Annotated in this window: 11 protein-coding genes; all 11 read right to left on the minus strand. The window is 66.2% G+C overall.

Features of this window, described 5'->3' with window-relative positions:
• Positions 1-28 precede the first annotated feature (28 nt).
• The 11 genes from lpxC to murD all read right to left on the minus strand — a co-directional run bounded on the left by lpxC (position 29) and on the right by murD (position 12,415).
• Positions 29-964: a UDP-3-O-acyl-N-acetylglucosamine deacetylase gene (gene lpxC / locus ACK4S9_RS00290; RefSeq protein ID WP_409720117.1), complete on the minus strand. Its 936-nt coding sequence runs from the start codon at positions 962-964 to the stop codon at positions 29-31.
• Positions 965-1,013: 49 nt separating this feature from the next.
• Positions 1,014-1,901 carry a DMT family transporter gene (locus ACK4S9_RS00295; RefSeq protein ID WP_409720119.1) on the minus strand — a complete coding sequence of 296 codons (888 nt, stop codon included), beginning with the start codon at positions 1,899-1,901 and terminating at the stop codon, positions 1,014-1,016.
• Positions 1,902-1,965: 64 nt separating this feature from the next.
• Complete coding sequence (locus ACK4S9_RS00300; protein ID WP_409720121.1) at positions 1,966-2,469, minus strand: peroxiredoxin; 504 nt, start codon at positions 2,467-2,469, stop codon at positions 1,966-1,968.
• Between the two features lie 301 nt (positions 2,470-2,770).
• Positions 2,771-3,967 carry a cell division protein FtsZ gene (gene ftsZ, locus ACK4S9_RS00305; RefSeq protein ID WP_409720124.1) on the minus strand — a complete coding sequence of 399 codons (1,197 nt, stop codon included), beginning with the start codon at positions 3,965-3,967 and terminating at the stop codon, positions 2,771-2,773.
• Positions 3,968-4,146: 179 nt separating this feature from the next.
• A complete protein-coding gene (ftsA, locus tag ACK4S9_RS00310) occupies positions 4,147-5,379 on the minus strand; it encodes a cell division protein FtsA (protein WP_231059350.1) in 1,233 nt (410 codons plus the stop codon).
• A gap of 13 nt (positions 5,380-5,392) precedes the next feature.
• Positions 5,393-6,217 carry a cell division protein FtsQ/DivIB gene (locus ACK4S9_RS00315; protein WP_409720126.1) on the minus strand — a complete coding sequence of 275 codons (825 nt, stop codon included), beginning with the start codon at positions 6,215-6,217 and terminating at the stop codon, positions 5,393-5,395.
• A gap of 20 nt (positions 6,218-6,237) precedes the next feature.
• On the minus strand, positions 6,238-7,212 hold the full coding sequence (locus ACK4S9_RS00320; protein ID WP_409720128.1) for a D-alanine--D-alanine ligase: 975 nt from the start codon (positions 7,210-7,212) through the stop codon (positions 6,238-6,240).
• Positions 7,213-7,228: 16 nt separating this feature from the next.
• On the minus strand, positions 7,229-8,617 hold the full coding sequence (gene murC / locus ACK4S9_RS00325; protein ID WP_409720130.1) for a UDP-N-acetylmuramate--L-alanine ligase: 1,389 nt from the start codon (positions 8,615-8,617) through the stop codon (positions 7,229-7,231).
• Positions 8,614-9,702 (minus strand): undecaprenyldiphospho-muramoylpentapeptide beta-N-acetylglucosaminyltransferase, encoded by a 1,089-nt coding sequence (gene murG / locus ACK4S9_RS00330; protein ID WP_409720132.1) that lies wholly within the window; start codon positions 9,700-9,702, stop codon positions 8,614-8,616. Before murG ends, murC begins: the two co-directional genes overlap by 4 nt.
• Positions 9,699-10,916 carry a putative lipid II flippase FtsW gene (ftsW, locus tag ACK4S9_RS00335; RefSeq protein WP_409720134.1) on the minus strand — a complete coding sequence of 406 codons (1,218 nt, stop codon included), beginning with the start codon at positions 10,914-10,916 and terminating at the stop codon, positions 9,699-9,701. The genes murG and ftsW overlap by 4 nt, the downstream gene beginning before the upstream one ends.
• Positions 10,916-12,415 carry a UDP-N-acetylmuramoyl-L-alanine--D-glutamate ligase gene (murD, locus tag ACK4S9_RS00340; protein WP_409720136.1) on the minus strand — a complete coding sequence of 500 codons (1,500 nt, stop codon included), beginning with the start codon at positions 12,413-12,415 and terminating at the stop codon, positions 10,916-10,918. Before murD ends, ftsW begins: the two co-directional genes overlap by 1 nt.
• Positions 12,416-12,418 lie beyond the last annotated feature (3 nt).

A 12,418-nucleotide genomic window follows, 5' to 3' on the forward strand; every position in this document is an offset into this window, starting at 1 on the left:
AACAGCTGGCATGCACCATCACATCACATCACATTTGCGCCCATTCCCGCGTCATCTGGCGCAGGTAGGACGGCGGCGCCTCGCCCAGCGAATCGAACTCCACCCACTCGTAGGCGTCCGGGGTCGCCAGCAGCTTGCGCAGCAGTTCGTTGTTGAGCGCGTGGCCCGACTTGTGGGCCGTGTAGCTGGCCAGCAGCGGGTGGCCGACGATGTACAGGTCGCCGATCGCGTCGAGAATCTTGTGGCGTACGAACTCGTCCTCGTAGCGCAGCCCGTCCGCGTTCAGGATGCGGTACTCGTCCATCACGATCGCGTTTTCCAGCGAACCGCCGCGCGCCAGGCCCATGCCGCGCAGGGTTTCCACGTCCTGCATGAAACCGAAGGTGCGCGCCCGCGCCACGTCGTGCACATAGGAGACGTCGCCGAAATCCACCGAGGCGCGCTGCATGGTGCCGTCCACGGCCGGGTGGTTGAATTCGATGAAGAAGTCGAGCTTGAAGCCGTCGTAGGGCGACAAGCGCGCCCACTTCTCGTTGTTGCCCGTGCCCTGGCGGATCTCGACGTCCTTCAGCACGCGGATGAAGCGCTTCGGCGCGTCCTGCTCTTCCAGGCCGGCCTGCTGCAGCAGGAACACGAAGGAAGCCGCCGAACCGTCCATGATGGGGATTTCCTCGGCGGTCACGTCCACCGTCAGGTTGTCGATCCCCAGGCCGGCGCAGGCCGACATCAGGTGCTCGACGGTGGAGACGCGCGCCCCGTCCTTGATCAGGACGGTGGCCATGCGTGTCTCGCCGACCACGTCGGCCGCGCTCGGGATGGCGACGATCGGATCGTAATCGACGCGGCGGAAGGTGATGCCGGCGCCCGGCGGCGCCGGACGCAGGGTCAGTTCGACCTTGGTGCCCGAGTGGACGCCGACACCGGTGGTGCGGACGACCTGTTTGATGGTTCGTTGTTTCAGCATCCGGCGATTATAGCCCAGCGTTTCCGGGCTCGCTGACGGCCCCGCGTCCTTACGGGTGATCCGATTCGACGTGCACTTTTTCGTGGCGAATCAGATACATGCCGCTGCCGATGATGATCGCGGCCCCCACCACGGTCCAGCCGTCCGGCAGGGTTTGCCACAGCATCCAGTCGAGGCCGACCGCCCAGGCCAGGGCCGTGTATTCGAAGGGCGCCACGCTCGAGGCGTCGCCCCTGGCGAAGGCTTCGGTGATGGCCAACTGGCCGATGAAGCCGCTCAGGGCCAGGCCCAGCAGCAAGGGAATGTCGCTCATCCGCATGCCGACCCAGCCCGGCGCCGCCAGCAGCCCGGCGCCGATCGACATCATGACCATCAGCCAGAACACCATGTGTTCGCTGCGGTCGGTCCTGGCCAGGATGCCGACCGTGATCGCCGAGATCGCGTACATCGCGGCCGCCCCCAGCACGGCCAGGCCGCCGATGGTGAGGAAACCGGCGCCGCTCGGGCGCAGCACCACCAGCACGCCGCATAGTCCCACCGCGATGGCGATCCAGCGCGCCACGTCGACGCGCTCCTTCAAAAACCAGACCGAGAGCGCGGTGATGATCGCGGGCGCGATGAAGAAAATCGTGTAGGCCTCGGCAAGGGACAGCTTGCGGATGCCGAAGGCGAAGAAGCTGAGCATGGCGATGCCCAGCACCGCGCGCAGCAGGTGCAGCGGCCAGCGGATGCGGAAGATGCCGCCGTAGCCGATCTTGACGCCGACATAGAGGGCGATCAGCGGCAGCGAGGTGAGCGAGCGCAGCGCGGCCACCTGGATCGCCGGGTAGGTCTGGGACAGCAGCTTCATCACCGTGTCCATCAGCGCGAACATGAACACGGCCAGCATCATCGCGTAGATGCTGTACAGGTTGCCGGCGGGTCGTTTCAGGGGCATGGCGGGTGAGCGTTTCAAGGACAAAAAAACGGCGCCGCGGCGCCGTTTGCAGGATGCGGGCTGTTTAGCCCAGTTGCTCCAGCATCTTTTCGGCGCTCGAGACCTCGAAACCGGCGGTCTCGACGTTCAACTGCTTGACCACGCCGTCTTCGACCAGCATCGAGTAGCGCTTGCAGCGCGTGCCCATGCCGTGCTTCGAGAAGTCGGCGTCCAGGCCCAGGGCCTTCGAGTAGTCGCCGTTACCGTCTGCCATCATGCGCACGATGCCGGTGGCCTTCTGGTCGCGGCCCCAGGCGCCCATCACGAAGGCGTCGTTGACCGAGATGCACCAGATCTCGTCGACACCCTTGGCCTTCAGCGCGTCGGCGTGCTTGACGTAGCCGGGCACGTGCTGGGCCGAGCAGGTCGGGGTAAAGGCGCCCGGCAGGCCGAAGATCACGATCTTCTTGCCCTTGGCCAGATCAGCGACCTGGAAAGTGTTTGGACCCAGCGAGCAGCCGGCGGTTTCGGTTTCGATGAATTCCGACAGGGTGCCTTCCGGCAGGCGGTCGCCGATCTGGATGGTCATGGGGTGTGCTCCTTCAGTTTTGAGAATCTGGCAATTATCGCCGATGTGGGCCGAGCTTGCAGCGCATGAGCAAAGTCAGCTGGAACCGGTGAGTACCTGCTTTTGAACGTCATCCCGGCGAAGGCCGGAATCCAATTTGGTGTGTACGCCACGATGGCATGCGCCGGCAAGGACAGCGCGAACCTGGGTCCCGGCCTGCGCCGGGACGACGGGCCGGAGAATGCGGCACAGGCAGTCCGGCGGTCCGACAAAAGAAAAGGGCCAGCTCGCGCTGGCCCTTCCTTGTCCGACTCCTACCGGCTTAGTCGGCCTGCTTGCGCAGGAAGGCCGGAATGTCGTAGGTCTCGACGCCGTTGCGCTGCATCGCCTGCACCTGCTCGGATGCCTGCTCGCGGCGCCACACGGCCGGCTGCTTCATGCCGCCCATGGCGTCGCCCGATGCGTGGCCCATGGCCAGGCCGCCGGCCACGGTCGAGGCGCCAGCCATCACCGGAGCGTTGTAGGTGCCGGTCTTGAGCATCTGCTGCGGCTGCACCAGCTGCATCTTCTTGTTCTTGCCCAGGCCGGTCGCGACCACGGTCACGCGCAACTCCTCGCCCATCGCGTCGTCGTAGGCGATGCCCTGTGCGATCGACGCGTCCGGTGCGGCGAAGGCGCGCACGGCGGCCATGACTTCCTTGATCTCCTTGCCTTTCAGGCCACGGCTGGCGGTCACGTTGACCAGCACGCCCTTGGCGCCCGACAGGTCGATGCCGTCCAGCAGCGGCGACGCCACGGCCTGCTCGGCGGCGATGCGCGCGCGGTCCACGCCCGACGCGGTGGCGGTGCCCATCATGGCCTTGCCCTGCTCGCTCATGATGGTCTTCACGTCGTTGAAGTCGACGTTGATGTGGCCCGGGACGTTGATGATCTCGGCGATACCGGCCACGGCGTTGTTCAGGACGTCGTCGGCGTGCTTCATCCAGTCGAGCATCGATTCGTCTTCGTAGATGTCTTCCAGCTTTTCGTTCAGGATGACGATCAGGGAGTCGACGTGCTTGGTCAGCTCTTCCAGGCCCGCTTCGGCGACCTGCATGCACTTGTCGCCTTCGTAGGAGAACGGCTTGGAGACCACGGCAACGGTCAGCGCGCCCATGGTCTTGGCCACCTCGGCGACGATCGGCGCGGCGCCGGTGCCGGTGCCGCCGCCCATGCCGGCGGCGATGAAGACCATGTGCGCGCCGCGCAGCGCGTCTTCGATGCGCGAACGCGACTGCTCGGCCAGCTGGCGGCCCACTTCCGGACGCATGCCCGCGCCCAGGCCGGACTCGCCGATCTGGATGATGTTGTTTGCGCTCGACGCGGCAAGTGCCTGCGCATCCGTGTTTGCGGCGATGAACTCGACACCGGACACACCCTTGTTGATCATGTGCTGAACCGCGTTGCCGCCAGCGCCGCCGACGCCGACAACTTTGATAACGGTTCCCAGTGCTGCGTTATCGACCATATCGAACTCCATATCGAACTCCCAATTTTTAAGTTGCCGCTTCCGTTTCAAGGCTGGTGCCAGGCCCCTGGCAGGGCCCTGAAAACCGGAAGTAGCGATTGTATTTAAAAAATCCTGACCCGTGAACGCTTTGTTGCTGACGTACTGAAAAATTTAACGCCTTGCCCGACTATTAATCCCTGCTCTCGCTTTTAGAAGTTCCCCGCTATCCATTCCTTCATTCGCTGCCACACCGCCTTCACCGAACCATCCTGACGCGTGACGATGTGTCCGCGCAGGTACTGCTTCTTCGCTTCCAGCAGCAGGCCGAGCACCGTGGCGTAGCGTGGGCTGCGCACGACGTCGGCCAACTGGCCGCGGTAATCCGGCGTGCCGAGGCGCGCCGGTTTGAGGAAGATGTCTTCGGCCATCTCGATCATGCCCGGCATGATCGAACTGCCGCCTGTAAGCACGATGCCGGACGAGAGCACGCCCTCGTAGCCCGACTCGCGCACCACCGTGTGCACCATCGCGAACAGTTCCTCGACGCGCGGTTCGATCACGGCCGCCAGGGCCTGGCGCGACAGGGCGCGCGGTCCGCGGTCGCCCAGTCCCGGCACCTCCAGGGTCTCGCCCGGATCGGCCAGCACCTGCTTGGCCACGCCGTAGCGGATCTTGATGTCCTCGGCTTCGCCGGTCGGCGTGCGCAGGGCCATCGCGATGTCGCTGGTGATCTGGTCGCCGGCGATCGGGAGCACCGCGGTATGGCGGATCGCGCCGTCGGAGAACACGGCGATGTCGGTGGTTCCGCCGCCGATGTCGATCAGGACCACGCCCAGTTCTTTCTCGTCGGTGGTGAGCACGGCGTCGGCCGATGCCATCGGCTGCAGGATCAGGTCCGAGACCTCGAGCCCGCAACGGCGCACGCACTTTACAATATTCTGGACCGCGGATACCGCACCGGTGACGATGTGCACGCGCACTTCGAGGCGGATGCCGCTCATGCCGATCGGCTCGCGCACGTCTTCCTGGTTGTCGACGATGAATTCCTGCGGGACCGTGTGCAGCAGTTGCTGGTCGGTCGGGATGTTGACCGCCTTGGCGGTCTCGATCACGCGCGCCACGTCGGTGGCGGTGACTTCCTTGTCCTTGATCGCAACCATGCCGCTCGAATTGAACGAACGGATATGGCTGCCGGCGATGCCAGCATAGACGTTGCGGATCTTGCAGTCGGCCATCAGCTCCGCCTCCTCGAGCGCGCGCTGGATCGACTCGACGGTGGCCTCGATGTTCACGACCACGCCTTTCTTCAATCCTTTCGACTCGTGCTGACCGAGGCCGATCACCTCGTGGCGTCCATCGGACATCACTTCGGCCACGACCGCCACCACCTTCGAGGTGCCGATGTCGAGGCCGACGATCAGGTTCTTCGCGTCTTTAGTCATTGCTGTTGCCTGCTTATGTTTGCTTGGTTGTTTTGTTGGGTTGATTCGGTTTTTTCTTTGCCGGCATCACCGGCTTGGTGACGTCTTCGGGCACCGCCAGGGCCGCCGAGGACAGCGCCAGGCCGTTCGGGTAGCGCATGTCGATGGTGTCGATGCGCCCCTCCTGCAGCCGCGCGACCAGCTGCGGGTAGACGCCCACCAGCCGCTGCACGCGCTTTTTCAGCGTGTCCTTGTCCTGCTCGCGCCCCAGGGCCACGCTCATGCCGTTGTCCAGCTTCACGGTCCAGGCATACCGGTCGGACAGCGACAGCGCCATCGGCACCAGATTCACCTGCGCGAACCAGGAACGCAGCTCGGTGAAGCGGGCCAGCACTTCCTTCTCGCTGCCTTTCGGCCCCGTGAAGGCCGGCAACTCGTGGTCGTCGTCGGCCTCGGCCAGGTTGGCGGTGAAGACGTCGCCCTTGACCGACAGCAGGCGGCCATCCTCGCCCCAGGTGCCGAGCGCCTCGTGCTCTTCCACCTCGACCACCAGCTGGTCCGGCCACTCGCGGCGCACCGTGGCGCGCCGCACCCAGGGCACGGTCTCGAACGTCGCCCGCACCTGCTCCAGGTCCGTGGTGAAGAAGTTGCCGCGAATCTTGCCGATCACGCCATTGCGCACCGTGAGCTCGTTCACGTGACGCAGCGGCAGCTGGTACATGCTTTCCACCGTCACCGCCCGCAGCGAGAACATGGGCAGCTGCGACACCCACCACACGCCGGACCCGATACAGGCGAGCACCACCAGCGCCACCAGGCTGCTGGCGGTTGCGTTGAGGGCGCGGACGTCATGCCACATCGCTTCCTGTTCCTTTTTCCTTAGGAGTTGGACGAACGCGCCATCTTCAGGCGGGCCGAGGCCAGGATTTCCAGGCACAGGTCCTCGTAGCTGATGCCCACCGCGCGGGCGGCCATCGGCACCAGCGAGTGCGAGGTCATGCCCGGCGAGGTGTTCACTTCCAGCAGGAAGGGACGCATGTCCTCCTTGCGCACCAGCACGTCGATCCGTCCCCAGCCCTCGCAGCCGAGCGCGCGGTAGGCGTGCACGGCGTGGCGCTGGATTTCCTCGGTCAAGGCCGGATCCAGCTGCGCCGGGCAGTGGTACTTGGTGTCGTCGGTGAAGTACTTGTTCTGGTAGTCGTAGTTGCCTTCCGGGGCCACGATCTCCACGATCGGCAGGGCGCGGGCGCTCTTGCCGGTGCCCAGCACGGCCACGGTGAACTCGCGGCCGCTGACGAATTCCTCTGCCAACACCACCGGGTCGAAGCCCATGGCCAGGTCGACCGCGGCCTTGAGCTCGTCGGCCTTGCTCACCTTGGTGATGCCGATGGTCGAGCCTTCGAGCGGCGGCTTGACGATCATCGGCAGGCCGAGCGCGACCAGCACTTCGTCGAGGTCGGTGGACGGGTCGATCGTCATGTAGTCCGGCGTCGGGATCTCGTCCATCTTCCAGATCTTCTTGGTGGTGATCTTGTCCATGCCGACGCTGGATGCCATCACGCCGCTGCCGGTGTAGGGAATGCCGAGTTGCTCGAGCGCGCCCTGCAGGCTGCCGTCCTCGCCGTAGCGGCCGTGCAACGCGATGAAGACGCGGTCGAACTTCTGTTCGGCCAGTTCGGCCAGGCTCCGGGTGCCCGGATCGAAGGGGTGGGCGTCGACGCCGCGCGACTTCAGGGCCTCGAGCACGCCGGTGCCGGACATGATCGACACATCGCGCTCCGCGGAGCGGCCGCCGAACAGCACGCCGACCTTGCCGAAGGATGCCGGGTCGATGATGGGAGTGGTTGCGTTCACGGTCGCATTCACGATGTTATGCCTTTGCAGTGGTCAGTTGTTGCGGGACGCCGCTGATCGAGCCGGCGCCCATGGTGAGGACGACGTCGCCGTCGCGCGCCACGTTCATGATGGCGGCGGGCATGTCGGCGATCGCCTCCACGAAAATCGGTTCCAGCTTGCCGCCGGTGCGCAGCGCGCGCGCCAGGGCGCGGCCGTCGGCGGCCACGATCGGCGCTTCGCCGGCAGCGTAGACGTCGGCCAGCAGCAGCACGTCCGGGGTCGCCAGCACTTTCACGAAGTCCTCGAACAGGTCGCGCGTGCGGCTGTAGCGGTGCGGCTGGAAGGCCAGCACCAGGCGCCGGCCCGGATAGGCGGCGCGCGCCGCGGCCAGGGTCACTTCGGTCTCGACCGGGTGGTGGCCGAAGTCGTCCACCAGGGTGAAGCTGCCGCCGCCGGGGATGGCCACTTCGCCGTAGCGGGTGAAGCGGCGGCCGACGCCGCTGAAATTCTGCAAACCCCGGTTGGTCGAGGCGTCGTCGATGCCGATCTCGCGCGCGATCGCGACCGCCGAGCAGGCGTTGAGCACGTTGTGCATGCCGGGCTGGTTCAGCACGAACTTCGTGTCGGGGTAGCCCTGCTGGCGCACCGTGAAGTGCATCTGCACGCCATCGGCATAGGCATCGAGAGCGCGCACTTCGGCATCCTCCGAGAACCCATAGGTCGTCACCGGCTTGGTCACCTGCGGCAGGATGGCCGCCACGTGCGGGTCGTCGATGCACATCATCACGCGGCCATAGAACGGCAGGCGGTGGGTGAAATTCACGAACGCGGCCTTGAGCTTCTCGAAGTCGTGCTCGTAGGTGTCCATGTGGTCGGCGTCGATGTTGGTGATCACCTCGATCATCGGCGTCAGGTTCAGGAAGGAGGCGTCCGACTCGTCGGCCTCGGCCACGATGTAGTCGCCCGAGCCCAGCTTGGCGTTGGCGCCGGCCGCGGTCAGGCGCCCGCCGATGACGAAGGTGGGATCCAGGCCGCCCTCTGCCAGCACCGAGGCCACCAGGCTGGTGGTGGTGGTCTTGCCGTGGGTGCCGGCAATGGCGATGCCGCGCTTCAGTCGCATCAGTTCGCCGAGCATGATCGCGCGCGGCACCACCGGCACCTTGGCGGCGCGGGCGGCCATCACTTCCGGATTGGCCTCGTTGACGGCGGTCGAGGTCACGACCACGTTAGCGCCGATCACGTGCTCGCTCGAATGGCCGATGTACACCCGGGCGCCCAGTTCGGCCAGGCGCTGGCTGGCGGCATTGCTCGACAGGTCGGAACCGGACACGTTGTAGCCGAGGTTGAGCAGCACTTCGGCGATGCCGCTCATGCCGCTGCCGCCGATGCCGACGAAATGGATGTTCTTGATCTTGTGCTTCATGTTTTGCTCATCCCGGCCAGTTTCTCCAGTTCGCGCGCGATCACCTCGTTGGCGTCGCGCTTGCCGACGCCATGGGCCGCCTGCGCCATTGCCAGGCAGTCCTCGCGCGTGGTCGTTTGCAGCAGGCTCGCCAGCCGCTGCGGATTCAGTTCACCCTGCGGCAGGTGCAGTGCCGCTTTTTGCTCGTGCATCCAGATCGCGTTGTCGCGCTGGTGGCTGGTGGTGCTGGCCACGAAAGGCACCAGCACGCTGGCCACGCCGGCCGCGGTCAGTTCCGACACCGTGATCGCGCCGGCGCGGCAGATCACCAGGTCGGCATTCGCATAGCTTGCCGCCATGTCGTCGATGAAATCGACCACGTTCGCTTCGACACCGGCTGCCGCATACGCCGCGCGCAAGGCGTCGATATTCTTCTTGCCGGACTGGTGGGTCACGATCGGGCGCACGCTCGAATCGATCTGGGCCAGTGCGGCCGGCACGCTGTCGTTGAGCACCTTGGCGCCCAGGCTGCCGCCGACCACCAGCACGCGCAGCGGACCGCTGCGGCCGGCGAAACGCTTGGCGGGTAGAGGCAGGTCGAGAATCTGCTGGCGCACCGGATTGCCGGTGACCACCGCCTTGTCGGCCGCCGCGCCGAAATCGGCCGGGAAGCCGAACAGCACCCGGCTGGCGATCGGGGCCAGGGTCTTGTTCGACAGCAGCAGCGCCGCATCGGCATTCACCAGGGCCAGCGGAATGTTGCGCGTCTTGGCCATCATCCCGCCCGGCACCGTGACGTAGCCGCCCATGCCCAGCACCACGCTGGGCTTGCGCCGGCCGAGGTAACGGCGGCAGGCGGCGAAGGCGCCCAGCATCTTGAAGGCGCCCTTGATGGTGTGAACCAGGCCCTTGCCGCGCAGTCCGGCGAAGTCGATGCTGTCCATCGGGATGCCGGCTTTCGGCACCAACTCGGTTTCCATGCCGTGGGCGGTGCCCAGCCACGAGACTTCCCAGCCGCGCGCGCGCATGGTCTGCGCGATCGCGATGCCGGGGAAGATGTGGCCGCCGGTGCCGGCCGCCATGATCATCAGGCGCTTGCCGCTCATGACCGGCCTCCGCGCATGCGCACCCGGTTCTCGTAGTCGATTCTCAAGAGGATCGCCAGGCCGACGCAGTTGAACAGCACGCCCGAGCCGCCGAAGCTCATGAGCGGCAGCGTCAGGCCCTTGGTCGGCAGCAGGCCCAGGTTCACGCCCATGTTGATGAAGGTCTGGGTGCCGATCCAGATGCCGATTCCTTTCGCGACCAGGCCGGCGAAGATCTGGTCCAGGGCGATCGCCTGGCGGCCGATGTCGAAGGCGCGCTTGACCAGCCAGTAGAACATCGCGATCACGACGAGCACGCCGGCCAGGCCGAGTTCCTCGCCGATCACGGCCATGATGAAGTCGGTATGCGCTTCCGGCAGGTAGAACAGCTTTTCCACGCTGCCGCCCAGGCCCACGCCGAAGAACTCGCCGCGCCCGAACGCGATCAAGGAATGGGTCAGCTGGTAGGCCTTGTCCAGCGCATTGCCCTCTTCCCAAGGGTCGAGGTAGGCGAACATGCGCGCGCGGCGGAACGGCGAGAGCGCGATGATCGCGCTGAAGATCAGCACCAGCAGCGCGCCAATGCCGCCGAACCAGACGATGTTGATCCCGCCCAGGAACAGGATGCCCATGGCGATGCAGACGATCACGCCGAAGGCGCCCAGGTCCGGCTCGAGCAGCAGCAGCATGCCGACCAGGCCGATCGCGACCATCATCGGCAGGAAGCCCTTGGTCAGCTTGTGCATGTATTCCTGCTTGCGCACCGTGAAGTCGGCCGCGTACAGCACCACCGCGATCTTCATGATCTCGGACGGCTGCAGGTTCATGATCTTCAGCGGCAGCCAGCGGCGCGCGCCGTTGACCGACACGCCGATGCCCGGAATCAGCACGATCACGAGGAGCACCAGCGTCCCGATGAACATCATCGGCGCCCACTTCTGCCATACGGCGACCGGCACCTGGAAAGCGATGGCGGCGGCCGTCATCGAGACGATGATGTACATCATCTGGCGGTACAGGAAATATTCGTTCTTGTCGTTCAGGTAGGCGAACTTGGGCGAATCCGGCAGCGCGATCGAGGCCGAGTACACCATCACCAGGCCGAACATCATGAGCAGCACGGTGACCCAGACCAGCGGCTGGTCGTAGTCCATCATCTTCGACGGACGGCTGCGCGCCGCGATCGTCGCGTCGCTGCTGGAGCCGGAGAACTTGAACGGAATCTGGAAAGCCATCAGATCTCCTGCCCCTTTTCCAGCGCCAGTTCACGCACCGCGTCGACGAAGACCTGCGCGCGGTGCGCGTAGTTGGTGAACATGTCGAGGCTGGCGCAGGCCGGCGACAGCAGCACCACGTCGCCCGGGCGCGCCAGGCCGGCGGCGCGGCGCACCGCTTCCGGCAGGCCGGCCAGGTCGAACACCGGCACGCCGGTCGGCTCGATCGCCGCGCGCACGGCGGGCGCGTCGCGGCCGATCAGGAGCACGGCGCGCACATAACGTGAGCTTGGCCCGGCGAGCGGGGCAAAATCCTGGCCCTTGCCGTCGCCGCCGGCAATCAGGAGGATCTGCTGGTCCTCGCCGGCAAAGGCTTTACCGAGGCCTTCCAGCGCGGCGACGGTAGCGCCCACGTTGGTGCCCTTGCTGTCGTCGTAGAAATCGACGCCGTCGATGTTCGCGACCAGTTCCACGCGGTGCGGTTCGCCCGCGTATTCGCGCAGGCCGTGCAGGAGCGGCGCCAGCGGCAGGCCGCAGGCGCGGCACAGGGCCAGCGCGGCCAGCGCGTTCGAGGCATTGTGCAGGCCACGGATTTTCAGCGCGTCGGCAGGCATCAGGCGGTTGACGCTCACTTCGGCCGGCGGCGCGGTCTCGCCCTTCTTGAGCTTCCTGGGCGGCTCATCGTCGAGCGCGACCGCATTGGCCAGCCACAGCACGCCGCGTTCGTTGACCAGGCCGAAGCTACCGGGCGCGGACGGCTCGTCGGTGCCGAAGGTAAAGACCGGGGTGTCGGGCGCGGTCATGCGCATCACGAGGGCGTCGTCCCGGTTCAGCACGCGGGCCGTGTCGCTGCCGAAGATGCGCGCCTTGTCGGCGGCATAGGCATCCATGCTGCCGTGCCAGTCGAGGTGGTCCTGGGTCAGGTTCAGCACGGTGGCGGCATCGGCCTGCAGGCTGAAGGTGGTGTGCAGCTGGAAGCTCGACAGCTCGAGCACCCAGGCCTGCGGCAGGTCTTCGCCGTCCAGGCATTCGCGCAGCACGTCGAGCGCTGCCGGGCTGATGTTGCCGGCCACGCGGGTAGACAGGCCGGCGCGGCGGCACAGCAGGCCGGTCAGGCTGGTCACCGTGGTCTTGCCGTTGGTGCCGGTAATGGCGATGACTTTGGGCGTGTAGGCACGCGCCAACCGCAGGTGGGCGAGCGCCTGCGCGAACAGTTCGATCTCGCCCCACACGGGGATGTGGCGCGCGCGCGCCGCCGGGTTGACTTGCGCCAGTTCGCGCTCCGGCGCCAGGCCCGGGCTGACGGCGACGAAGTCCATCCCTTCCAGCAGGGTGTCGCCGAATTCGCCGCCCACGAACTCGGCGTTCGGCACCGCCTGGCGCAGGGCGAACAGGCGCTGCGGCTCGGTGCGCGTGTCGGCCACGCGCACGCGCGCCCCGCAACGTGCCAGCCATTGCGCCATCGCCAGCCCGGATTCACCCAGGCCCAGCACCAGTGCGGATTTGCCTTCGTAGTTCATGCT

Source organism: Massilia sp. (assembly GCF_046293535.1).
In the GTDB taxonomy this organism is placed as follows: Bacteria; Pseudomonadota; Gammaproteobacteria; order Burkholderiales; family Burkholderiaceae_D; genus Telluria.